Genomic DNA, 23,486 nt, shown 5'->3' on the forward strand with positions numbered 1-23,486 from the left:
CGCCTTGCAATTCAGGAGAGGTAGCATCATGTCTTTAGAAGTGTTTGAGAAACTGGAATCGAAAGTACAGCAGGCGATTGACACCATCACCCTGCTGCAGATGGAAATTGAAGAGCTGAAAGAGAAGAACAACAGCCTGGCGCAGGAAGTACAGAACGCGCAGCACGGCCGCGAAGAACTGGAGCGCGAAAACAACCAGCTGCGCGAACAGCAGAACGGCTGGCAGGATCGCCTGCAGGCGCTGCTGGGACGTATGGAAGAAGTCTGATTCCCATTGGGATGAACTGAACAGGCCGGGTAAGGCGATGCCGCTACCCGGCTTTTTTTATGCCAGTTATAAAAAAGGCCGCCAGAGGCGGCCTTAACGCTACTTGTCCTGCGCTGTCATAGCAAAAGCAACGAACACATTCGGTTCATCACTCTTTACAACGAGTACGCTGGCGACAATGAACGCGATACATAAATAGCGTTTCATTATGCGGTCCCTGCTGCTAACCGCTCCACCGTTCACCACCGGTGATAAGTCGGTGGACACAAGCCCGGTTAAAGGTTGCTTTACGGTTGTGAATACACCTTTCCCTGGACCGATGCCCATGTGCGAGATGGCGGAAAGGGACGATGCATCATAATGAGCAGCAGCAGCGTAGTTAAGGTTTTAATAGTTAATTAGGAATTTATAAAGGGTCGATGGGGTTACCTGAGATTTGAACCAGGGTAAGATAAAAATCCTGGTTAAAGGTTGCAAACCTTCCCAACGGACCGCGAATCCCGAGGGACAAAAAAACCGCCACATTGCTGTTGGCGGTTTTTTTATGGTCCACGCTTACGGTTTTATTACTCGATATCCAGCGGATCTTCGGAAAGGATAATGCCGGTATTATCGGCGTAGAGATGGTCGCCGGAGAAGAAGGTCACGCCGCCGAAATTGACGCGCACGTCGCTTTCGCCGATACCGTCACCCGCCGCCCCTACCGGTATGGCCGCGATGGCCTGAATCCCGATATCGAGGTCTTCCAGATCGTCCACCTGACGCACGGAACCGTACACCACAAGGCCTTCCCACTCGTTCTGCACGGCAATACCGGCCAGCTCAGCATCAATCAATGCGCGCCGCACGGAACCGCCGCCATCGACCACCAGTACGCGGCCGCGGCCGTTCTGTTCGAGCAGATCGTACAACAACCCGTTATCCTCGAAACATTTCACCGTGACGATCTGTCCGCCAAACGACGACCGCCCACCAAAGTTGGAGAACAGCGGTTCAACGACGTTGACATCTTCCTGGTAGATGTCACAAAGCTCGGAGGTATCGTATTTCATAGGTTTAACGCTCAGTTGCTGCGAATGTGTTCAGTATATCGTGCGAAATGCGTTGTTGGCAAAATCATCAATTGTTAATTGATATTTGTCAGCTAACTGAGCGTCTGGCTTAAGACAATCCCGATGACGAACAACAGGTTAGTCAGCAGTGCGCCTTTTACGGTTCGCTCCAGCATCGGCGGCATGGCGGCCGGGCTACGTTCACGCATCACAAAACGGGCCTGCTTAATCAGCAGCGGCGCGGCAAGCACAAACAGCCAGCCCCACAGACTGTGCAGGGAAATCAGGTTAAACAACGCCAGGCAGACCAGGGCCCCCATCAGCAGGCAGGCATGGTAACGACGCGCATTCACTGGCCCCAGACGGACCGCCAGGGTGTTTTTACCGTTCTCGCGATCGCTGTCGATGTCGCGCAGGTTGTTGATGTTGAGCACCGCTGTCGCCAGCAGACCGCAGGCGGTCGCAGGCAGGAACAGGGCAGGGATCACCGTATGCGCCTGTAAGTACCAGCTTCCCATGACGCTCAGCCAGCCGAAGAACACCAGTACTGAGATATCACCGAGCCCAATATAACCGTAAGGTCGCGTGCCGACGGTGTAGGTGATGGCCGCGATAATGGCCAATAAGCCCAGCACCAGAAAACCAATGAAATCGCTGGGAGTCTTAGACGCCACCGTCACCAGCGCCAGACCCGATAAACAGATCAGCACCACGGTGATGATTAACGCGCGCTTCATCTGCGCCTGGGTAATCACCCCTTTTTGCATTCCACGCAGCGGCCCGATACGGTCAGGTTTGTCGCTGCCTTTCACCGCGTCGCCGTAGTCGTTGGCGAGGTTGGAGAGGATTTGCAGCAGGCCGGCGGTAATCAATGCCAGCGCGGCGACCAGCGGATCGAAATAACCCTGCCACCAGGCAAGCGCCGTACCGACGATAATCGCGGCGAAGGCCAGAGGGAGTGTTTTAGGGCGCAGACTTTCGAGCCACGCCTGCGTACGGCTGATGTCAGTCATAAGTATTTAGCCAATAAAAATGGGGGCATTAGCCCCCATTAAACGTGATGAGAATCCAGTAACCGCGATTATAGGATAAAACGGCTCAGATCTTCATCTGCCACTAACGCATCCAGATGTTTACTCACATATTCTGCGTCAATGGTAACGGTTTGACCGTTCAGGTCGCTCGCGTCGTAAGAGATATCTTCCACCAGGCGTTCCAGCACGGTATGCAGACGGCGCGCACCGATGTTTTCGGTGGTTTCGTTCACCTGCCATGCAGCCTGGGCAATACGTTTGATACCGTCTTCGGTGAACTCGAGGTTCACGCCTTCGGTCGCCATCAGCGCTTTGTACTGTACGGTCGCAGAGGCGTTTGGCTCGGTCAGGATACGCTCGAAATCTTCGGTGGTCAGCGCCTGCAGCTCAACGCGGATAGGCAGACGGCCCTGCAGTTCCGGGATCAGATCCGACGGGCTGGCAACCTGGAAGGCACCTGATGCGATAAACAGGATGTGGTCCGTTTTCACCATACCGTGCTTGGTGGAGACGGTGCAGCCTTCAACCAGCGGCAGCAGGTCGCGCTGAACGCCTTCGCGGGACACGTCCGGGCCGGAGCTGTTGCCGCCGCGCTTACAAATTTTGTCGATTTCGTCGATAAACACGATACCGTGCTGCTCAACCGCGTCGATAGCGTCCTGCTTCAGCTCTTCCGGGTTCACCAGCTTCGCCGCTTCTTCTTCAATCAGCAGCTTCATCGCGTCTTTGATTTTCAGCTTACGCGCTTTTTGCTTCTGACCGCCCAGGTTCTGGAACATGGACTGCAGCTGGCTGGTCATCTCTTCCATGCCCGGAGGCGCCATGATTTCCACACCCATTGGCGCGGCAGCGAGATCGATCTCAATCTCTTTGTCATCCAGCTGGCCTTCACGCAGTTTTTTGCGGAACGCCTGACGTGCAGCAGACGGTTCCGCCTGCTGTTCAGCCTGACCCCAGTTGTTTTTTGCCGGCGGGATCAGCACGTCGAGAATGCGCTCTTCGGCCATCTCTTCCGCGCGATAGCGGTTTTTCTCAATCGCCTGGACGCGCACCATTTTGATCGCCGAGTCGGTCAGATCGCGGATGATGGAGTCCACTTCTTTACCCACATAGCCCACTTCGGTGAACTTGGTGGCTTCGACTTTGATGAACGGCGCGTTAGCCAGCTTCGCCAGACGACGGGCGATTTCGGTTTTACCGACGCCGGTCGGGCCGATCATCAGAATGTTTTTCGGCGTAACTTCGTGGCGCAGCTCTTCGTCAAGCTGCATACGACGCCAGCGGTTACGCAGGGCGATAGCCACGGAGCGCTTGGCGTTATCCTGGCCGATAATGTGTTTGTTCAGTTCGCTGACAATTTCGCGTGGGGTCATTTCAGACATGGGAGATCCTTACGCTTTGGAGGTCAATTCTTCGATGGTGTGGTTGTGGTTGGTATAGATGCAGATATCACCTGCAATATCCAACGCCTTCACCGCGATATCACGCGCGTTCATGTCGGTATTTTCCAACAGCGCGCGGGCAGCAGCCTGGGCATAAGGGCCGCCAGAGCCGATGGCAATCAGGTCATTTTCCGGCTGAATCACGTCACCGTTACCGGTGATGATAAGCGATGCGGTCTCATCGGCGACCGCCAGCAGCGCTTCGAGCTTGCGCAGCATGCGGTCGGTACGCCAGTCTTTCGCCAGCTCAACGGCGGCTTTCACCAGATGACCCTGGTGCATTTCCAGTTTACGTTCAAACAGTTCAAACAGCGTGAAGGCATCCGCCGTGCCGCCTGCAAAGCCGGCGATCACTTTGTCGTTGTAGAGACGACGCACTTTCTTCACGTTGCCTTTCATGACGGTATTACCCAGCGTGGCCTGGCCATCACCGGCGATTACCACATGGCCGTTACGGCGTACACTTACTATTGTTGTCACGAGCAGACCCCCTGGTTACAGAATCGGGAAACAGAAGCCCTGAGCCTGTGCTCAGGGCTGAATTAAATGATAGATGGGGGGGAATTTGGGGGTTTCAACCCCCGGAGGCGAGTCGAATGCAGTTTGTGTGACCGGCGATTTTCAAACGAGAAAGGGTGCCATCGGCATTTTCTTTGCCTTTGACCGGACCAATCACCACGCGATTCCAGCCGTTATTGGTGGTAATACGCGAATCAAACCCTTCAAAGGCCAGCTGCGCGCGCACCGTTTCCGCCTGCTCCGCACCTTTGAACGAACCGCACTGTACCATCCAGCGACGTTCGTCTTTTTTCTCCGCCGTCTGCTTCGGCGCTTCGGTCTCTTTCGTTACCGGCGCGGCCTGCTGCGTTTTCGGCTGCTGGGCGGTGGTATGCGCTGGCGTCTGGAGCAGATCCTGATACGGCTGAGCCGCCTGCTTCTGCGGCTGCGTTTTAGGCTGCTGCTGGACAGGTTGAGACTGCACCGTACGCGTCGGCTGCTGATACGGCTGTTCCGTGACCCGCGGCTGTGCCTTAGGCTGCTGTACCGGCTGAGTTTGCGCCCACTGCTGTTGCTGCTGAATCTGCTGTTGTGCCTGGCGACGCTGCAGCGTTTGCTGACGCTGTTCCGGCGTCTGCTCATTCCACGGCACTTCGTTCAGCTGCGTAGGCTGCTGGCGCATATCGGCCTGCATTTGTGCCAGCAGCTGACGCTGTTCATCCGTCAGCTGATTCGCATTCTGCACTTCACCACCCGCAGAAGGTTCGGTTGGCGCACGCACCCCAGGCTGACGGCTCTCCAGCTCTTTGATATAGCGCCAGCGCTCTTCAGGCTTCGGAGGGAGGCCATTTCCGGCGACTTTACTGGCCTGAAGCGCCTCGGACTCTTCTTTTTTATGGTGCGTGATAAAGTACAGGCCACCAATAAAGGCGACGACTACAGCCGCAGCAATAGCGACCATTGCTGGCGAGACAGCAGGCAGGTTACGTTGCTTTTTTCTTGAGCTACTCTTTTTGCGTCGCGAAGGTGCCGGCTGGCCGCGACGTACATAATCTCGTTGTGCCACTATCGTTTCGCTGTATTTATTCGTTCGTCAGTCCGCCATGTTACTTAAGCGGCGGGGCTTTGACCAGATAAGGGTATCCGAAAGACGTTTACTTTAAGTCAATGCCTGGGTCGTGCCGCGGACGATCAGTTCGCAGTCCAGTAACCGTGATCCGCTGCTAACTGTTTGACCGTGAAGCTGATCCAGCAGAAGCAGCATCGCTTCGCGGCCGATCTGGTAGCGCGGCTGAGCGACCGTTGAGAGCGGCGGATCGCAAAATTCCGAAAGCGAAATATTATCGAATCCGATGATGGATAAATCTTTCGGTATGCGAAGACCGCGGCGTTTGGCATACGATAATGCGCCCAGCGCCATCACGTCGCTGTGACAAAATACGGCGGTTGGCGGCTCAGGCAGGTCCAGAAGTTTCTCCAGCGCCTGTCCACCCGCAGCGAAGGTAAAATCACCGCGCGCAATGTAGTGCGGATCGACGGTGACGCCGGTCCGGCGCAGCGCCTGAACGTAGCCCTGCAAACGGTAGTGACACAGCGGCATCTCTTCCGGCCCGGCGATACAGCCAATACGCTTATGCCCCAGCTCCTGGAGATAGTTTACGGCGTTGAACGCGGCGGTAAGGTTATCGATATGGACCGTCGGCAGCTCCAGCTCTGGCGCAAACTCGTTGGCCATGACCATCGGCGGTAAATTACGCTGCTCTTCGATGCTGGCATCAAACGGCAGGCGAGAGCCAAGCAGCAGCATGCCGTCAATCTGCTTCGTGATGATGAGGTCGATGAAGGTTTTTTCCTGCTGGTTCTGGTGGGCGCAGTCGCCAATCAGCACCAGATACCCCTGTTCCGCCGCGGTGACTTCAATACCGCGGATAATCTCGCTAAAGAAAGGGTCACAGATGTCCGGCACAATCACCAGGATGGTGCGCGACTCGTTGCGTTTGACGTTACGCCCCATTGCCTGCGGAAAATAGCCCACTTCAAGCGCAGCCTGCTCCACCCGGTTACGGGTCGCCTGGGAGACTTTATCCGGGTTCATTAATGCGCGGGATACTGTTGCCGTAGAGACCTGTGCTTTCTGGGCAACGTCTTTCATGGTCGCAGTCGCAACCTCTTTCCTGGACTTCAACGTCTTCTCCTCGCCTGAACACCGAACTTCTGACATCACCATTTTTACAGATAGTTAATGGAATCGGTTACAGAATTTTCATAAAAAGTGTGAGGAGCGTTAAATTTTTCGATCCAGCTTCAGCCTTCGATGGGGTCGACGTCCAGAACCCACTTCACTTTTCGCGCTTCGGGCAAGGTGTTTATCAGCACCAGCGCGCCGCTGACGATATGCTGAAGACGAATACGCGAGGGGTGCTGGAGCAAGATCTGCCAGCGGAAACGACCGCCGCGTTTTGGCGCGAGGGCAGGCACCGGGCCCAAAATCCACAGCTGGTTATCCACCAGCGGGCTGGCCTGCAGGAGGTTTCTCAACTGCTGCAGGAAAAGTGGCGCCTGCTGGTTGTTATGATCTTCCGCGCGGATGATGACGTGGCTGGTCCACGGCGGCAGTTGCATGGTCTGGCGTTCCGCCAGCGCCTGCTCGGCAAAGGCGTCATAGCCTTTGTGCAGCAGGGTTTGCAGCAGCGGGTGCTCCGGGTGGTGCGTTTGCAGCACCACTTCGCCCTGTTTACCGGCGCGTCCTGCTCGTCCGGCAACCTGGGTGTAAAGCTGGGCGAAGCGCTCGGCGGAGCGGAAATCTGCCGAGAACAGCGCGCCGTCCACGTCCAGCAGAGCGACCAGCGTCACGTCCGGGAAGTGGTGGCCCTTGGCCAGCATCTGGGTGCCAATCAGGATGCGCGCGCCACCGCGATGCACTTCCGCCAGCTGTTGTTCCAGCGCGCCTTTGCGGCTGGTGGTGTCCCGGTCGATACGCGAAATCGGCACGTCCGGGAAGAAGGGCCCAAGCGCCTGTTCCAGCTGTTCCGTCCCCAGACCGACCGGCACAATATGCGTTGAACCACATGACGGGCACTGGCGCGGCACCGGACGCTGGCTGTCGCAGTGGTGGCAGCGCAAATGCCGCTGGGCCTGATGGAAGGTGTAGTAGTGATCGCAGCGCGGGCACTCGGCAATCCAGCCGCAGTCGTGGCACAGCAGGGCGGGGGCAAACCCGCGACGGTTGAGGAACAGAATGACCTGATTCCCCGCCTGCAAATGCTGGCGCATGCGGGTAATCAGTGCAGGCGCTAGCCCCGCCTGAACCTGCTGACCTTTCAGATCCAGCACGTGCTGAATGGCCGGACGGGCATTCCCCGCCCGGCGCGTCAGGCGCAGCATGTGGTATTTACGCTGGCGCACGTTGTGCAGCGTTTCCAGCGCAGGTGTGGCGGATCCCAAAACAATAGGAATTTGCTCGCTGTGCGCGCGGTAGACGGCCAGATCGCGGGCGTGATAGCGCCAGCCTTCCTGCTGTTTATAGGAGCTGTCGTGCTCTTCGTCGATCACGATTACGCCAAGATTTTTAAACGGCGTGAACAGCGACGAACGGGTGCCAATCACAATCGCCGCTTCGCCGTTTTTCGCTTTCAGCCAGGCGCTGAGGCGCTCGCTGTCGTTCAGGCCGGAGTGCAGAACCTCAACCGGCGCGTTAAAGCGCTCGCGGAATCGGGCGATGGTTTGCGGCGTCAGGCCAATTTCCGGCACCATCACCAGCGCCTGTTTACCCTGCGCGAGCACGTTTTCCAGCACGCTCAGGTAAACTTCGGTCTTGCCGGAACCGGTGACCCCCGCCAGCAGCCAGGCAGAGAAATGATCGGAGGCGCTATGAATCGCGCCTACCGCGGTGGCCTGCTCGGTATTCAGACGCAGGCGATCCCCTGACACGGAGAAATTTTCCCGCCAGTCGTAAAGGGCAGGTGCTTCGCTTGCCAGGTCGCTCAGCCCTTTCTTTCTCAATGCCTGTAGCGCCGTTTCGCTGACCTCAAGCTCGTCGACCTGATGTCGCCAGATTTTCCCCTGACGCAGCGCCGCCAGCGCCTGCTGCTGTTTCTGCGAACGCTTCAGGCTGTTGATGTCGACGGCCTGGCCTTCCTCTGTGGCAAACCAGTACCACATCGGCGCGTGGCTGGCGCTTTTGCCCTGACGCAGCATCATTGGCAGGGCGTGGAACAGGACGTCGCCAATCGGGTGATGATAATAATCTGCCGCCCACAGCAGCAGTCGCCAGGTGCTGGTGGAGTAAACAGGCTCGCTGTCCAGCACCTCAACGACCGATTTCAGTTCGTTAAGCGGCAGTTCGCTTTTATCGCTGACGGAGACAACGATCCCCACGCGCTGCTGTTTGCCAAATGGCACGCTCACGCGGCAGCCCGCTTTGGCGTTCATGCTGTCGGGCAGCAGATAGTCAAAGGTGCGGGGAAGCGGAACGGGCAGGGCAACGTGAGCGACGGGCATCGAATCTTCCTGACTTGAAAAGTGGCGCGTTAGTATACACATTAGTAAAAGCGGCGTGCGGATCAGTTTGCATACGTTGGTCAAATTCTGTATGATTCGCCGCCTTTGGTGTACTTTACGCCAAAGAACTTACAATCAACATCGCGTGGTGTCTGGCGTTAGGGCTGGAAGAGCGACGCGGCCTTAACTGAGGTTCTCCCATGAAAAAAGATATTCACCCGAAATACGAAATGATTACTGCAAACTGTTCTTGCGGTAACTCTATCCAGATCCGCTCTACCGTGGGTCACGATCTGAACCTGGACGTGTGCGGCAAATGCCACCCGTTCTACACTGGTAAGCAGCGTGATGTTGCAACCGGTGGCCGTGTTGACCGCTTCAACAAGCGTTTCAGCATCCCGGGCGCTAAATAAGCATCCAGAAAAAACCGCCTACGGGCGGTTTTTTTGTGCCTGTTATATCCCTTCTGAATAAATCACACCTGGATATTTCTATCTAAAATAATTAATTACGCATCATTGTATTAAAATATTTGTCTGATGTATTCTTTAACGGATAGTGAACTGCATCTCTCATTTCTTTAATTCTTTGCCACCTTTTAATGAGTGTGTCAAAAATTAAAAGGTTTCTCTCGTTTCGTAAAATTACACTTCGCCCGTCATACATTCTTATTCGCCATTACGACAAGGTGGCTTTCAGGGCGCATTTACTTCGAGGGAACTGTTATGAAATTGAAGCAAGTCTTATTTGTGCTTCCGTTAATATCGTGCGCGGCGCAGGCGGGATATGTGGATTACCGACACGAGTATTACGACGATGGGCGTAACTATGACCGTGTATACATGTCACACCGCTTTGGCACCGGCTTTGGCGTAGCGGTTGAGGCGGTATCGCGCTCCGATAACAAGCAGTCTAACGACGCGCTTAATAATATGGAAAGTAACAGCAACGAATATACCGCAAGCTATCAATTTACCTGGCAAGGTTTTATATGGCAGCCGGGCGTCGCCGTTGAAATGGGTGATGATATGGCCATCTATAAGCCTTATCTGCGCGTACAGTATAATATTAATGACAGCTGGTGGACGGCGTTTCGTTATCGTACGGAGTACACTCGCCGTAATGCTGACGGTAAAGATGACCGTATGGTTTATCGTCCGGAAGTGTGGCTGGGTTATAATATTGATAGCTGGATGTTCGAGTTAAACGGCATTTATAAATTCGCCGATAACGAAGACCTGTATAACAATAAAAAAGAAGATTACGAATATAACTTCCGCGTGGCGTATAACATCGACTCGTGGATCCCGTTTATCGAAGTGGGCAATGTCTCTTCCGGCTATAACACCGCCACCAGCGACGATCGCCAGACGCGTCTGCGCGTGGGTTTAGGCTACAACTTCTAAAACTATCCCGCTGAGTCACCTCAGCGGGATCACACCGCAGTTAGTATTCCCACGTCTCCGGGTCAATACCCAGTTCACGCATGATTACTTTCGCCTCTTCCGGGATTTCGTCACTACGCTCTTTGCGCAGATCGTCATCGTTCGGCAACGGTTGACCGGTAAACGCATGCAGAAACGCTTCGCACAGCAGTTCGCTGTTGGTTGCGTGGCGCAGGTTATTCACCTGACGACGCGTACGTTCATCGGTGAGGATCTTCAACACCTTCAGAGGAATGGAAACCGTAATTTTCTTTACTTGCTCACTCTTCTTACCGTGCTCAGCGTATGGGCTGATATATTCGCCGCTCCATTCAGCCATGAGATACCTTTAATCCTCTCAGTCATTTATTTAAAGGTGCAAAACCGGTAACCACCCGTTTTGAACCGCAATCTTGCCTAGTTTACCGTAGAGACGATACCGTGGCACGGATATTGCCGCTGCAGCGTGCACTAAAGCATATAATTTTAACGGCTATTTGCGCATTGCTCAATCTATACGCAAAGAAGTTTAGATGTCCAGATGTATTGACGTCCATACTTTCAGTGTTTACTCTGGTGCCTGACTTTTCACCTCATTCGCCAGGAAGCCCTCACCATGACGCGTAAACAGGCCACTATCGCAGTGCGTAGCGGATTAAATGATGACGAGCAGTACGGCTGCGTTGTCCCGCCCATTCATCTTTCCAGTACTTACAACTTCACCGGATTTAATGAACCCCGCGCGCATGATTACTCGCGTCGTGGCAACCCTACGCGTGACGTGACCCAGCGCGCGCTGGCCGAACTGGAAGGTGGCGCAGGTGCTGTGTTAACCAACACGGGGATGTCCGCCATTCACCTGGTGACCACCGTGTTCCTGAAACCAGGTGACCTGCTGGTTGCGCCGCACGATTGCTACGGCGGCAGCTATCGCCTGTTTGATAGCCTGGCGAAACGCGGCTGTTATCGCGTATTGTTTGTCGATCAAAACGACGAACAGGCGTTGAAACAGGCGCTGGCAGAGAAACCGAAGCTGGTTCTGGTAGAAAGTCCAAGCAATCCATTGTTGCGCGTTGTCGATATTGCGAAAATTTGTCAGCTCGCAAGGGATGCGGGAGCGATAAGTGTAGTGGATAATACGTTCCTCAGTCCGGCCCTTCAGAACCCACTCGCACTGGGGGCCGATCTGGTATTGCATTCATGCACTAAATATCTGAACGGCCATTCTGACGTGGTAGCAGGCGTGGTGATTGCCAAAGATCCGGATGTTGTCACCGAACTGGCATGGTGGGCCAATAATATTGGCGTCACCGCAGGCGCCTTCGACAGCTACCTGCTGTTGCGCGGCATCCGCACGCTGTCGCCGCGCATGGACGTGGCGCAGCGCAATGCTCAGGCGATTGTCGACTTCCTGAAAACCCAGCCGCTGGTGAAGAAACTGTATCACCCGTCGCTGCCGGAAAATCAGGGGCACGAGATTGCCGCGCGCCAGCAGAAAGGGTTTGGCGCGATGTTAAGTTTTGAACTGGACGGTGACGAGCAAACGCTGCGTCGCTTCCTGAGCGGGCTGTCATTGTTTACGCTGGCGGAATCCTTAGGTGGGGTTGAAAGCTTGATCTCCCACGCCGCGACCATGACGCACGCAGGAATGGCACCCGAAGCACGTGCCGCCGCCGGTATTTCTGAGACGCTGCTGCGGATCTCAACCGGTATTGAAGATTCTGAAGATTTAATTGCCGATCTGGAAAATGGCTTCCGGATCGCAGCCAAGGGGTAATCATGAGTGTGATAGCGCAGGCAGGGGCGAAGGGTCGTCAACTGCACAAGTTTGGTGGTAGTAGTCTTGCTGATGTGAAATGTTACCTGCGTGTCGCAGGGATCATGACGGAATATTCACAGCCGGGTGACATGATGGTTGTCTCGGCGGCGGGCAGCACCACCAACCAGTTGATTAGCTGGCTGAAACTGAGCCAGACCGATCGCCTTTCTGCGCATCAGGTGCAACAGTCCTTACGTCGTTACCAGAGCGAGCTGATTGCTGGCTTGCTGCCTGCGGACGTAGCGGACGGGCTGATCAGCGCCTTCACGCATGACCTTGAGCGTCTGGCCGCCCTGCTGGACAGCGGCATTACCGATGCGGTGTATGCCGAAGTGGTGGGGCACGGTGAAGTGTGGTCCGCGCGCCTGATGGCTGCGGTTCTGCAACACCTGGGCGTAGACGCCGCCTGGCTCGACGCGCGTGATTTCCTGCGCGCCGAACGCGCCGCGCAGCCACAGGTGGATGAAGGCCTGTCCTACCCGCTGCTGCAACAGCTGCTGGTGCAGCATCCGGGCAAACGCATTGTGGTCACCGGCTTTATCAGCCGCAGCAACGCGGGTGAAACCGTGCTGCTGGGCCGTAACGGCTCCGACTACTCGGCAACGCAAATCGGTGCGCTGGCGGGCGTGTCCCGCGTCACCATCTGGAGCGACGTGGCCGGTGTTTACAGCGCGGACCCGCGCAAAGTAAAAGATGCCTGCCTGCTGCCGCTGCTGCGCCTGGATGAAGCCAGCGAACTGGCGCGTCTGGCCGCACCAGTGCTGCACGCGCGCACCCTGCAGCCGGTTTCCGGCAGTGATATTGACCTCCAGCTGCGCTGCAGCTACACCCCGGATCAAGGCTCCACGCGCATTGAGCGCGTGCTGGCGTCCGGTACCGGGGCGCGTATTGTCACCAGCCACGACGACATCTGCCTGATTGAATTCCAGGTTCCTGCGGGCCAGGACTTCAGGCTGGCGCATAAAGAGATCGACACGATCCTGAAACGCGCCCAGGTGCGTCCGCTGGCCGTGGGTGTTCACAATGACCGCCAGCTGCTGCAGTTCTGCTATACCGCAGAAGTGGCGGACAGCGCCCTGAAAATTCTGGATGAAGCCGGTCTGCCGGGCGAGCTTCGCCTGCGTCAGGGGCTGGCGCTGGTGGCGATGGTGGGCGCGGGCGTCACCCGTAACCCGCTGCACTGCCACCGCTTCTGGCAGCAGCTGAAAGGCCAGCCGGTGGAATTTACCTGGCAATCGGAAGAGGGCATTAGCCTGGTGGCCGTTCTGCGCAAAGGGCCAACCGAAAGCCTGATTCAGGGTCTGCATACCTCCCTGTTCCGCGCGGAAAAACGCATCGGCCTGGTGCTGTTTGGTAAAGGCAACATCGGTTCCCGCTGGCTGGAGCTGTTTGCCCGCGAACAGGTCACGCTTTCGGCGCGTACCGGGTTCGAATTCATTCTCGCAGGCGTGGTGGATAGCCGCCGCAGCCTGCTGAACTACGAAGGACTCGATGCCAGCCGCGCGCTTGCCTTCTTTAATGATGAAGCCGTCGAGCAGGATGAAGAGTCGCTGTTCCTGTGGATGCGTGCGCACCCGTATGACGATCTGGTGGTGCTGGACGTTACCGCCAGCGAACAGCTTGCCGATCAGTATCTTGATTTCGCCAGCCATGGTTTCCACGTCATCAGCGCCAACAAGCTGGCGGGGGCAAGCAGCACCGACAAATACCGCCAGATCCACGACGCGTTTGAAAAAACCGGTCGTCACTGGCTGTATAACGCCACCGTGGGTGCGGGCCTGCCGGTAAACCACACCGTGCGCGACCTGATTGAAAGCGGCGACAGCATTCTGGCGCTGAGCGGTATCTTCTCCGGCACGCTCTCCTGGCTGTTCCTGCAGTTTGACGGCACCGTACCGTTCACCGACCTGGTGGATCAGGCGTGGCAGCAGGGCTTAACGGAACCCGATCCGCGCGTTGACCTCTCCGGTAAAGACGTGATGCGCAAGCTGGTGATCCTGGCGCGGGAAGCCGGTTATGACATCGAACCGGATTCCGTCCGCGTCGAGTCGCTGGTGCCTGCCGGCTGTGAAGAAGGTTCTGTGGACCATTTCTTTGAAAATGGCGAAGAACTTAACGAGCAGATGGTGCAGCGTCTGGAAGCCGCAAACGAGATGGGGCTGGTGCTGCGCTACGTGGCGCGTTTCGAGGCCAACGGAAAAGCGCGAGTCGGTGTCGAGGCGGTGCGTCCTGAACATCCGCTGGCGGCGCTGCTGCCGTGCGATAACGTCTTCGCCATCGAAAGCCGCTGGTACCGCGATAACCCGCTGGTGATCCGCGGCCCGGGCGCCGGGCGCGACGTTACTGCCGGTGCCATCCAGTCCGACATCAACCGTCTGGCTAAGCTGCTGTAAAAACTCAATTTCCCTCTCCCTGTGGGAGAGGGTTAGGGTGAGTGCAGTCTGATGCACTCACCCCTATCATGAATTTCCCTCATCTTCCCTGAGCAAACCTCACCGTTATTGTTGATTATTTCTATTGACGTCCCTCCGCTTTTCCGTCATTTTTACATCTGGACGTCTAAACGTATAGAAGTTCACAACACAACAGACAATGACACGCGATTGATAGGGGTAGGGTATGAGCTTTTTTCACGCCAACCAGCGGGAAGCACTGAACCAGAGCCTGGCCGAAGTAAACGGCCAGATTAACGTCTCTTTTGAATTTTTCCCGCCGCGCACCAGTGAAATGGAGCAAACCCTGTGGAGTTCTATCGATCGTCTCAGCAGCCTGAAACCGAAGTTTGTCTCCGTGACCTACGGTGCGAACTCCGGCGAGCGTGACCGTACCCACAGCATCATTAAAGGCATCAAAGATCGTACCGGTCTGGAAGCGGCGCCGCATCTCACCTGTATCGACGCCACCCGCGACGAGCTGCGTGCCATCGCCCAGGATTACTGGAATAACGGCATTCGGCATATTGTTGCGCTGCGCGGCGATCTGCCGCCGGGCAGCGGTAAGCCGGACATGTATGCCGCCGATCTGGTCGGGCTGTTGAAGGGCGTGGCTGACTTTGATATTTCCGTTGCCGCTTATCCTGAAGTTCATCCGGAAGCGAAAAGCGCCCAGGCGGATCTGCTTAACCTCAAGCGTAAGGTGGATGCCGGCGCGAACCGCGCCATTACCCAGTTCTTCTTTGATGTAGAAAGCTATCTGCGCTTCCGTGACCGCTGCGTTTCCGCGGGCATCGACGTTGAAATTATCCCGGGTATTTTGCCGGTCTCTAACTTCAAACAGGCGAAGAAATTTGCTGATATGACCAATGTGCGTATTCCGCTTTGGATGTCTAAAATGTACGAGGGGCTGGACGATGACCCGGAAACACGCAAGCTGGTGGGCGCAAACATCGCGATGGACATGGTGAAGATCTTAAGTCGTGAAGGGGTGAAGGATTTCCACTTCTACACGCTGAACCGTGCTGAGATGAGTTACGCCATATGCCACACGCTCGGCGTTAGACCAGGCGTGTAACAAAAAAGAGCCCTCTTCGGAGGGTTTTTTGATTTATAAGGGTTTTATTTTCCTGCCATATCAGCAATGCTGCCTTTGACGTACAAAACTCATGTATTTTCCATGGGAAATTAAACGGATTTAACTATCGAATCTGTGGGTTATCTCAACTATACCTTATCAATAAGGGCGTATATCGTAACGGTAACACTGTAAAAGGGAGCATAGCGATGAGCACGTCAGACGAGACCAATAAAGCGGCATCAGTCGGCAAATGCCCGTTCCATCAGGGCGGCGTCGATCACAGCGCGGGCGCAGGTACAGGCAGCCGCGACTGGTGGCCAAAACAACTCCGCATCGATCTTCTTAATCAACATTCCAATCGTTCGAACCCGCTGGGTGAAGACTTCGACTACCGCAAAGAATTCAGCAAACTTGATTACTCTGCCCTTAAAGGCGACCTTAAAGCGCTCTTAACCGACTCTCAGCCGTGGTGGCCAGCCGACTGGGGCAGCTACGCGGGTCTGTTTATCCGCATGGCGTGGCACGGCGCGGGTACCTATCGCTCCGTTGACGGGCGCGGTGGGGCTGGACGCGGTCAACAGCGCTTTGCGCCGCTGAACTCCTGGCCGGATAACGTGAGCCTGGATAAAGCGCGCCGTCTGCTGTGGCCCATCAAGAAAAAATACGGACAAAAAATCTCCTGGGCTGACCTGTTTATCCTCGCGGGTAACGTGGCGCTGGAGAATTCGGGCTTCCGCACCTTTGGTTTCGGTGCCGGGCGTGAAGACGTCTGGGAACCGGATCTGGACGTGAACTGGGGTGATGAAAAAGCCTGGCTGACCCACCGCGATCCGGAAGCGCTGGCGAAGCGTCCTCTGGCCGCCACCGAAATGGGCCTGATCTACGTGAACCCGGAAGGGCCAAACGCCAGCGGTGAACCACTGTCAGCGGCGGCAGCGATTCGCGCGACCTTCGGCAACATGGGCATGAACGATGAAGAGACCGTGGCGCTGATTGCAGGCGGCCACACCCTCGGCAAGACTCACGGCGCGGGTGAAGCCACCCACGTGGGTACCGACCCGGAAGCCTCACCAATTGAAGCGCAGGGCCTGGGCTGGGCGAGCACGCTCGGCACGGGCGTGGGCGCTGATGCCATTACTTCCGGCCTGGAAGTCATCTGGTCACAAACCCCGACGCAGTGGAGCAACTACTTCTTCGAGAACCTGTTCAAATACGAATGGGTGCAGACCCGCAGCCCGGCAGGGGCGATTCAGTTTGAAGCCGTTGATGCGCCGGAAATCATGCCCGACCCGTTCGACCCGTCGAAAAAACGCAAGCCGACCATGCTGGTCACCGACCTGACGCTGCGTTTTGACCCGGAATTCGAAAAGATTTCCCGCCGTTTCCTGAACGATCCGCAGGCCTTCAACGAAGCCTTCGCGCGCGCGTGGTTCAAACTGACCCACCGTGATATGGGGCCAAAATCGCGTTACCTTGGCCCGGAAGTGCCGAAAGAAGATCTGATTTGGCAGGACCCGCTGCCGCAGGCGGTGTTCAATCCGACCAAAGAAGACATTGAAAGCCTGAAGGCGGAAATTGCGGCGTCCGGTCTGTCTGTCAGCGAGCTGGTTTCTGTGGCCTGGGCGTCGGCATCGACCTTCCGCGGCGGCGATAAACGTGGCGGTGCCAACGGCGCGCGTCTGGCGCTGGCGCCTCAGCGTGACTGGGATGTGAACGCCGCGGCGGTTCGCGCGTTACCGGCGCTCGAAGCTATCCAGCGCACCACCAACAAAGCCTCTCTGGCCGATATCATCGTCCTGGCGGGCGTGGTAGGCGTTGAGCAGGCCGCAAAAGCGGCGGGCGTGTACGTCACCGTGCCGTTCACGCCGGGCCGCGTGGATGCGCGTCAGGATCAGACGGATATCGAGATGTTTAACCTGCTCGAACCGATTGCCGATGGCTTCCGCAACTACCGTGCGCAGGTGGATGTGTCCACCACGGAGTCGCTGCTGGTTGATAAAGCCCAGCAGCTGACGCTGACCGCGCCGGAGCTGACGGTGCTGATTGGTGGCCTGCGCGTGCTGGGTGCCAACTTTGATGGCAGCAAGAACGGCGTGTTCACCAACCGTGAGGGCGTGCTGAGCACTGATTTCTTCGTGAATCTGCTGGATATGAACACCCAGTGGAAGGCGACCGACGAATCCAATGAGCTGTTTGCCGGAAGCGATCGCGCCAGCGGTGAAGTGAAATATACCGCCACCCGCGCCGATCTGGTCTTCGGTTCTAACGCCGTCCTGCGCGCGCTGGCAGAGGTTTATGCCAGCGATGATGCGCATGAGAAGTTCGTTCGCGACTTCGTTGCCGCATGGGCGAAGGTAATGGATTTGGATCGGTTTGACGTGAAGTAACCCTTGTGCCGGGTGGCGACTACGCCTTACCCGGCCTGGAAATTAAAGTGCCATGTAGGCCGGGTAAGCGCAGCGCCACCCGGCTTTTTTTATTACTCCCACTCCTGCAGGAATCGCTGTCCATACTGGTCGGCCACCAGCAGTGCCGCATAGACCTGATCCGGCGTGACGCCGCCGGGCATGTTGTGGATGGTTTCTCCTTCCGCACAGGACGCTTCGGCGATCAGACGCATTTTGGCCGGAATATCCTCTTTGATGTTCAGCTGTGCCAGCGTGATTGGCAGCCCAACGCTGTGGCAAAGCGCCGCGACGGTTTCAATTTCTTCTACCGGCGCATTTTCCAGCACCAGCTGCGTCAGGGTACCAAACGCCACTTTCTCCCCATGATAGAAGTGATGCGCGTCCGGTACCGCCGTCATACCGTTATGAATAGCGTGTGCCGCCGCCAGCCCGCCGCTTTCAAAGCCGACGCCGCTGAGATAGGTGTTGGCTTCGATAATGCGTTCCAGCGCAGGCGTCACCACATGCTGTTCCGCCGCCAGCATCGCTTTTTCACCCTCTTCAACCAGCGTGTTGTAGCACAGCTCCGCGAGCGCCAGTGCCGCCTGGGTGCATTTACCCCCGGCCATGGTGGTCGCACCGCTGCGCGAGCAGGCGCGTGCTTCAAACCAGGTCGCCAGCGCGTCGCCAATCCCGGCGGCTAGCAGACGTGCAGGCGCACCTGCTACCACTTTCGTATCCACAATGACCATGTTCGGGTTGTGTGGCAGCATCAGGTAGCGATCGAACTCGCCGCTGTCGGTGTAAATAACGGAAAGGGCGCTGCACGGCGCGTCGGTGGAGGCAATAGTCGGCGCAATGGCGACCGGCACGTTCATAAAGTGGGCCAGCGCTTTGGCGGTATCCAGCGTTTTCCCGCCCCCAATACCCAGCACCGCCAGGCAGTCGGCGCTATCGGCCAGTCTTTTCAGCCGATCGATTTCATTTTGTGAACACTCGCCGCCAAACGGCGCGATTTCGGCATGCAGTTCAGCTTTTTTAAAACTTTGTCGTAGGGTTTCTTCGGCAAAACCCAGCACAAATTTATCGCCGACGACCAGCCAGCGGTTGGCCAGCGGTTTCAGATAGTCGCCGAGACGGGTCAGTACGTCAGCGCCCTGGATATATTTCCCCGGCGATTGAATGATACGGTCCATAACAGTTCTCCCTTAGAGGTTGAGGTTACCAAACGCGTTTTTCCAGTCCTGCTCGAACTTCTCTATGGCTGACTCTACCGCCGGTGTGCCGAGCATGTGTTGCGCTACGTCTAAGGGAAGCGTGATTGCTTCACATCCTGCCAACAGACAGTCCAGCGCCTGACGCGGCGTTTTGAAGCTGGCGGCCAGCACCTTGCTTTCCGGCGCGTGCAGTTCCAGCAGGGACTGCAGTTCCTGAACCATGCGAATGCCGTCACCGCCCTGCGCGTCGACGCGGTTTACATACGGCGCGACATATTTCGCCCCTGCGAGTGCGGCGAGCAGGCCCTGCGCCGCGCTGTAAACGGCGGTGCCCAGCGTGGTTATCCCTTCTTTTTTCAATGCTTTAATTGCGATAAGCCCCTGAGCCGTCACCGGGATTTTCACCACAATGCCCGGAATGGCGTTACTCAGACGTTTGGCTTCCGCCACCATACCTTCGGCATCGCGGCTCATGGTTTGAGCAAACAGCGTGCCTTCCGACCCGATGGCTTGTTGCAGGCGCGGCAGCACGTCCCAGATGGATTCACGGCTGGCGGCAATGATGCTCGGGTTGGTGGTGACGCCCGCGATGGGAAAGATGCGCGCCAGGCGTTCTACTTCCGCCACGTTGGCGGTATCCAGGTACAGTTCCATTATTTTTCCTTAAGTCAGAAAGGTGAATAAAGGATACGGCGCACCCAGGCGCGGCGAATACAGGTCAATTTTGCCAAATACTGGACAAATGTAATGTCCTTAGAGAAGTGAGAGAGCGATCACAATGCTACTTTTTGGCGATCAGCTGGCTGTGGTACTGGCGTCGATATTCGGAAGGGGAACGTTCGGTATGCTTGCGAAAGAGACGGCAAAAGTAGTTGCTGTCCGTAAATCCGCAGCGTGTGGCGATATCTTTAATTTTGAGATCGTAGCCTTTCAGCAGCTGACGCGCATGTTCCAGGCGCGTTTTTGTTAAATATTCATTGAATCCGACGCTGCCGACTTTCTGGAATAGATGGGAAAGGTAGTTTGGTGAGATGTAGAACGCCTGTGCCACGGATTCGCGAGTTAACAAAGAGGCATAATTTTCTTCGATATAGCTCCGAACGGCTTCGAACAGCGCCCGGCTGCGGCTGTCGGTGTGAATTTCGCTTCCAAGCAGATCCCGGCAGTGGCTGAGCAGGCTTAAAACTACCAGCTTTGCTGTGTCTTGTTCCTCAGGCTGCATCTGTAATTCGCTGAGCGTTTGCAGAAGAAAAGCCCCCGTTCGCGGACCACGTCGGGCAACCTGGAGTTGTTGTAAGAGCACATTGTCACGCTTTAACTCGATTGTAAGCTGCTGCTTACCGAAATGTATGCTCAGGGCGTGAGGCGCGGGATACGTGATTTGTCCAAAAAAAGAAAAAAACGCCTCGCAGGGAGTGCCAAGGATAATACCGAGGCAGGGAGAGGTTCGGGGATGCTGTTCAGCCAGCGCTGAGAAACGAATCTGACCCAGCGGTAACGTGCGGTTCACCAGGTCAGTCAAAATCTGGGTGATATCGGAATGCATAAGGAGACTACCGAAATTTGCCGGGTGGCGCTAACGCTTACCCGGCCTACTTATCGTAGGCCTGTGCAAGCGCAGCGCCGCCGGGCGTAAAGCATTAGCCGGTGTTACGCATACCTGCCGCAACGCCCGCAATCGTCACCATCAGCGCCTGTTCAACGCGTGGATCCGGCTCTTTCCCTTCCTCTTCCGCCAGACGCGAACGGTGCAGCAGCTCTGCCTGCAGGACGTTCAGCGGGTCGGTGTAGATATTACGCAGCTGGATAGACTCGGCAATCCACGGCAGGTCCGCCATCAGGTGTGAGTCGTTGGCGATATCCAGCACCACTTTGATGTCGCCTTCCAGCAGTTCGCGCAGTTCTTTACCCAGCGCCCACAGCTCTGGCTTCACCAGGCGCTGATCGTAGTATTCCGCCAGCCAGAGGTCAGCTTTCGAGAAGACCATCTCCAGCATTCCCAGACGGGTAGAGAAGAACGGCCAGTCGCGACACATGGTCTCCAGTTCGCTCTGTTTACCGTCTTCCACCACTTTTTGCAGTGCGGCACCGGCACCCAGCCAGGCGGGCAGCATCAGACGGTTCTGCGTCCAGGCAAAGATCCACGGGATTGCACGCAGAGACTCTACGCCGCCGGTCGGGCGACGTTTTGCAGGACGTGAGCCCAGCGGCAGTTTACCCAGCTCCTGTTCAGGCGTGGCTGAACGGAAGTAAGGCACGAAATCTTTGTTTTCACGCACGTAGCCGCGGTACAGATCGCAGGAGATAGCCGACAGCTCGTCCATGATGTGGCACCAGGAGGCTTTCGGCTCCGGCGGTGGCAGCAGGTTGGCTTCCAGGATCGCGCTGGTATAAAGCGACAGGCTGCTGATGGTCACTTCCGGCAGGCCGTACTTGAAGCGGATCATCTCACCCTGCTCGGTCACGCGCAGGCCGCCTTTCAGGCTTCCCGGCGGCTGTGACAGCAGCGCCGCGTGCGCTGGCGCGCCGCCACGGCCAATTGAGCCACCGCGTCCGTGGAACAGGGTCAGCTCGATACCGGCTTTTTCGCAGGTTTTGATCAGTGCATCCTGCGCCTGATACTGCGCCCAGGATGCCGCCATCACGCCCGCATCTTTCGCGGAGTCGGAATAGCCGATCATGACCATCTGTTTGCCCTGAATAAAGCCGCGATACCAGTCGATGTTCAGCAGCTGGCTCATCACGTCGTTGGCGTTGTTCAGGTCGTCGAGAGTTTCAAACAGCGGGGCGACCGGCAGGGCGTAGTCGATTCCCGCTTCTTTCAGCAGGAGGTGAACGCCCAGCACGTCGGATGGGGTTTTCGCCATGGAGATCACATAGGCAGCGACCGATCCTTTCGGTGCGTCCACGATCGCTTTACAGGTGTTGAGCACTTCGCGGGTATCGTTGCTTGGTTCCCAGTTGCGCGGCAGCAGAGGGCGCTTGGAGTTCAGCTCGCGGATCAGGAACGCCTGCTTGTCGGCTTCGGACCAGCTTTCATAGTCACCGATGCCGAGATAGCGGGTCAGCTCGCCCAGCGCTTCGGTATGACGGGTACTTTCCTGACGCACGTCGATACGCACCAGCGGCACGCCAAAACACTTCACGCGACGCAGGGTGTCGAGCAGTTCGCCGTTGGCGATGATGCCCATCCCGCAGGCCTGCAGCGATTTATAACAGGCGTAAAGCGGCTCCCAGAGCTGTTCGTTCTGGCTGAGCAGGCCTTCTGGTTTTGGCAGGCGCTGGCCTTTCAGGCGCGCTTCCAGCCAGGCCTGAGTGGCCATCAGCTGACCACGCAGCTTTTTCATCAGGAAACGGTACGGCTCGCTGGCGCCTTCTTCGCCGGCCAGCGCGCGCAGTTCCGGCGTCGCTTCAACCATCGACAGCTCGGAGATCAGCACCTGAATGTCTTTCAGGAACAGGTCGGTCGCTTTCCAGCGGCTCAGCAGCAGGACGTGGCGGGTGATTTCCGCGGTAACGTTCGGGTTGCCGTCGCGGTCGCCGCCCATCCAGGAGGTGAAGCGAACCGGCACGAAATCAACCGGCAGACGGTAGCCCAGGTTCGCTTCCAGCTGTTCGTTCAGCTCGCGCAGGTAGTTTGGTACCCCTTCCCACAGGCTGTTTTCCACCACCGCAAAGCCCCATTTGGCTTCGTCGACCGGGCTTGGGCGATGCTTACGAATTTCATCGGTGTGCCAGGACTGGGCAATCAGCTGGCGCAGACGGCGCATCAGCTGGTTGCGTTCATAGTCGGCAATGTCTTTGTTATCCAGCTGCTTCAGGCAGTTGTTCACTTCCACCATTTTGTGGATCAGGGTGCGACGGGTAATCTCGGTTGGGTGAGCGGTCAGTACCAGCTCCAGCGAAAGCGACTCCACCGCTTTTTTGATGGTGGCTTCGTTGAGGTCGGGCTGGTCTTTCAGTTTACGAAGGGTGCGGGCAATGACTTCCGGGTTGCTGGCCGCTTCGCCGTTTGGCGAAATGCTGTGGTATTGCTCAGCGGTGTTGGCCAGGTTCAGGAACTGGCTGAAGGCGCGCGCAACGGGCAGCAGCTCATCATTAGAGAGGTTCTGCAAGGTGGTGAGCAGCTCCTGACGACTGGCCTCGTTACCGGAACGGGAAGATTTAGACAGCTTGCGGATGGTTTCAACGCGGTCGAGGATGTTTTCCCCCAACGCATCTTTGATGGTATCTCCAAGCACTTTGCCGAGCATACTGACATTACTACGCAACGCGGAATATTGTTCGTTCATAAAAACCCAGTCACCCCATCATTTTTGTTTATGCCCATGT

At 56.7% G+C, this 23,486-nt stretch carries 19 protein-coding genes; 7 read left to right on the forward strand and 12 right to left on the reverse strand.

Translation table 11 applies throughout. The annotated features are described in order from the left end of the window. Positions 1-28: 28 nt before the first annotated feature. On the forward strand, positions 29-268 hold the full coding sequence (zapB, locus tag BMW97_RS21815; protein ID WP_010436935.1) for a septal ring assembly protein ZapB: 240 nt from the start codon (positions 29-31) through the stop codon (positions 266-268). Positions 269-834: 566 nt separating this feature from the next. On the opposite strand, the gene rraA is transcribed toward zapB, so the two are convergent. The 7 genes from rraA to priA all read right to left on the reverse strand — a co-directional run bounded on the left by rraA (position 835) and on the right by priA (position 8,794). Then, positions 835-1,320, reverse strand: coding sequence for a ribonuclease E activity regulator RraA (gene rraA, locus BMW97_RS21820; protein WP_023309687.1), 486 nt, complete (start codon positions 1,318-1,320; stop codon positions 835-837). A 92-nt stretch (positions 1,321-1,412) separates the two neighbouring features. Beyond that, positions 1,413-2,333, reverse strand: coding sequence for a 1,4-dihydroxy-2-naphthoate polyprenyltransferase (menA, locus tag BMW97_RS21825; protein ID WP_008501804.1), 921 nt, complete (start codon positions 2,331-2,333; stop codon positions 1,413-1,415). A gap of 68 nt (positions 2,334-2,401) precedes the next feature. Continuing rightward, positions 2,402-3,736 (reverse strand): HslU--HslV peptidase ATPase subunit, encoded by a 1,335-nt coding sequence (hslU, locus tag BMW97_RS21830; RefSeq protein ID WP_023309685.1) that lies wholly within the window; start codon positions 3,734-3,736, stop codon positions 2,402-2,404. Between the two features lie 9 nt (positions 3,737-3,745). Further along, complete coding sequence (gene hslV / locus BMW97_RS21835) at positions 3,746-4,276, reverse strand: ATP-dependent protease subunit HslV (RefSeq protein WP_008501802.1); 531 nt, start codon at positions 4,274-4,276, stop codon at positions 3,746-3,748. A gap of 94 nt (positions 4,277-4,370) precedes the next feature. Continuing rightward, on the reverse strand, positions 4,371-5,360 hold the full coding sequence (gene ftsN, locus BMW97_RS21840; protein WP_032635441.1) for a cell division protein FtsN: 990 nt from the start codon (positions 5,358-5,360) through the stop codon (positions 4,371-4,373). Positions 5,361-5,453: 93 nt separating this feature from the next. Further along, the gene (gene cytR / locus BMW97_RS21845) at positions 5,454-6,479 is read right to left on the reverse strand and encodes a DNA-binding transcriptional regulator CytR (RefSeq protein WP_021242811.1); all 1,026 of its coding nucleotides are present in this window, start codon (positions 6,477-6,479) and stop codon (positions 5,454-5,456) included. Positions 6,480-6,598: 119 nt separating this feature from the next. Beyond that, positions 6,599-8,794, reverse strand: a complete 2,196-nt coding sequence (priA, locus tag BMW97_RS21850; protein ID WP_045909120.1) for a primosomal protein N' — start codon at positions 8,792-8,794, stop codon at positions 6,599-6,601. A gap of 200 nt (positions 8,795-8,994) precedes the next feature. On the opposite strand from priA, the gene rpmE reads away from it, so the two are divergent. Continuing rightward, positions 8,995-9,207 (forward strand): 50S ribosomal protein L31, encoded by a 213-nt coding sequence (gene rpmE / locus BMW97_RS21855; protein WP_003862040.1) that lies wholly within the window; start codon positions 8,995-8,997, stop codon positions 9,205-9,207. 312 nt (positions 9,208-9,519) lie between these two features. Further along, positions 9,520-10,200 (forward strand): oligogalacturonate-specific porin KdgM family protein, encoded by a 681-nt coding sequence (locus BMW97_RS21860; protein WP_028015662.1) that lies wholly within the window; start codon positions 9,520-9,522, stop codon positions 10,198-10,200. A gap of 40 nt (positions 10,201-10,240) precedes the next feature. Here the strand turns inward: BMW97_RS21860 and metJ are convergent, their stop codons facing one another. Further along, positions 10,241-10,558 carry a met regulon transcriptional regulator MetJ gene (gene metJ / locus BMW97_RS21865; RefSeq protein WP_003862042.1) on the reverse strand — a complete coding sequence of 106 codons (318 nt, stop codon included), beginning with the start codon at positions 10,556-10,558 and terminating at the stop codon, positions 10,241-10,243. A gap of 276 nt (positions 10,559-10,834) precedes the next feature. Between metJ and metB the strand changes: the two genes are divergently transcribed. The 4 genes from metB to katG all read left to right on the forward strand — a co-directional run bounded on the left by metB (position 10,835) and on the right by katG (position 17,937). Beyond that, positions 10,835-11,995: a cystathionine gamma-synthase gene (gene metB, locus BMW97_RS21870; RefSeq protein WP_045909121.1), complete on the forward strand. Its 1,161-nt coding sequence runs from the start codon at positions 10,835-10,837 to the stop codon at positions 11,993-11,995. Positions 11,996-11,997: 2 nt separating this feature from the next. Further along, positions 11,998-14,430, forward strand: coding sequence for a bifunctional aspartate kinase/homoserine dehydrogenase II (locus tag BMW97_RS21875; protein WP_008501797.1), 2,433 nt, complete (start codon positions 11,998-12,000; stop codon positions 14,428-14,430). 226 nt (positions 14,431-14,656) lie between these two features. Continuing rightward, on the forward strand, positions 14,657-15,547 hold the full coding sequence (gene metF, locus BMW97_RS21880; protein ID WP_024909186.1) for a methylenetetrahydrofolate reductase: 891 nt from the start codon (positions 14,657-14,659) through the stop codon (positions 15,545-15,547). Positions 15,548-15,756: 209 nt separating this feature from the next. After that, a complete protein-coding gene (gene katG / locus BMW97_RS21885; protein ID WP_045909122.1) occupies positions 15,757-17,937 on the forward strand; it encodes a catalase/peroxidase HPI in 2,181 nt (726 codons plus the stop codon). A 92-nt stretch (positions 17,938-18,029) separates the two neighbouring features. On the opposite strand, the gene BMW97_RS21890 is transcribed toward katG, so the two are convergent. The 4 genes from BMW97_RS21890 to ppc form a co-directional block, all read right to left on the reverse strand. Continuing rightward, positions 18,030-19,133, reverse strand: coding sequence for a bifunctional L-1,2-propanediol dehydrogenase/glycerol dehydrogenase (locus BMW97_RS21890; RefSeq protein WP_045909123.1), 1,104 nt, complete (start codon positions 19,131-19,133; stop codon positions 18,030-18,032). Positions 19,134-19,145: 12 nt separating this feature from the next. Continuing rightward, on the reverse strand, positions 19,146-19,808 hold the full coding sequence (fsa, locus tag BMW97_RS21895) for a fructose-6-phosphate aldolase (protein WP_045909124.1): 663 nt from the start codon (positions 19,806-19,808) through the stop codon (positions 19,146-19,148). Positions 19,809-19,935: 127 nt separating this feature from the next. After that, positions 19,936-20,700 (reverse strand): helix-turn-helix transcriptional regulator, encoded by a 765-nt coding sequence (locus BMW97_RS21900; RefSeq protein WP_045909125.1) that lies wholly within the window; start codon positions 20,698-20,700, stop codon positions 19,936-19,938. Positions 20,701-20,794: 94 nt separating this feature from the next. Next, the gene (gene ppc / locus BMW97_RS21905) at positions 20,795-23,446 is read right to left on the reverse strand and encodes a phosphoenolpyruvate carboxylase (protein WP_045909126.1); all 2,652 of its coding nucleotides are present in this window, start codon (positions 23,444-23,446) and stop codon (positions 20,795-20,797) included. Between the last annotated feature and the right edge of the window lie 40 nt (positions 23,447-23,486).

Origin of the sequence: Enterobacter sp. NFIX58 (assembly GCF_900110475.1) — a bacterium.
Lineage (GTDB): Bacteria > Pseudomonadota > Gammaproteobacteria > Enterobacterales > Enterobacteriaceae > Enterobacter > Enterobacter quasiroggenkampii.

Coding starts and splice junctions, on each gene's coding strand:
- metF (WP_024909186.1), top strand. CDS start 14,657: ATGAGCTTTTTTCACGCCAACCAGCGGGAAGCACTGAACCAGAGCCTG.
- rraA (WP_023309687.1), bottom strand. CDS start 1,320: ATGAAATACGATACCTCCGAGCTTTGTGACATCTACCAGGAAGATGTC.
- rpmE (WP_003862040.1), top strand. CDS start 8,995: ATGAAAAAAGATATTCACCCGAAATACGAAATGATTACTGCAAACTGT.
- zapB (WP_010436935.1), top strand. CDS start 29: ATGTCTTTAGAAGTGTTTGAGAAACTGGAATCGAAAGTACAGCAGGCG.
- hslU (WP_023309685.1), bottom strand. CDS start 3,736: ATGTCTGAAATGACCCCACGCGAAATTGTCAGCGAACTGAACAAACAC.
- katG (WP_045909122.1), top strand. CDS start 15,757: ATGAGCACGTCAGACGAGACCAATAAAGCGGCATCAGTCGGCAAATGC.
- priA (WP_045909120.1), bottom strand. CDS start 8,794: ATGCCCGTCGCTCACGTTGCCCTGCCCGTTCCGCTTCCCCGCACCTTT.
- BMW97_RS21890 (WP_045909123.1), bottom strand. CDS start 19,133: ATGGACCGTATCATTCAATCGCCGGGGAAATATATCCAGGGCGCTGAC.
- fsa (WP_045909124.1), bottom strand. CDS start 19,808: ATGGAACTGTACCTGGATACCGCCAACGTGGCGGAAGTAGAACGCCTG.
- BMW97_RS21860 (WP_028015662.1), top strand. CDS start 9,520: ATGAAATTGAAGCAAGTCTTATTTGTGCTTCCGTTAATATCGTGCGCG.
- BMW97_RS21875 (WP_008501797.1), top strand. CDS start 11,998: ATGAGTGTGATAGCGCAGGCAGGGGCGAAGGGTCGTCAACTGCACAAG.
- BMW97_RS21900 (WP_045909125.1), bottom strand. CDS start 20,700: ATGCATTCCGATATCACCCAGATTTTGACTGACCTGGTGAACCGCACG.
- ppc (WP_045909126.1), bottom strand. CDS start 23,446: ATGAACGAACAATATTCCGCGTTGCGTAGTAATGTCAGTATGCTCGGC.
- metJ (WP_003862042.1), bottom strand. CDS start 10,558: ATGGCTGAATGGAGCGGCGAATATATCAGCCCATACGCTGAGCACGGT.
- metB (WP_045909121.1), top strand. CDS start 10,835: ATGACGCGTAAACAGGCCACTATCGCAGTGCGTAGCGGATTAAATGAT.
- menA (WP_008501804.1), bottom strand. CDS start 2,333: ATGACTGACATCAGCCGTACGCAGGCGTGGCTCGAAAGTCTGCGCCCT.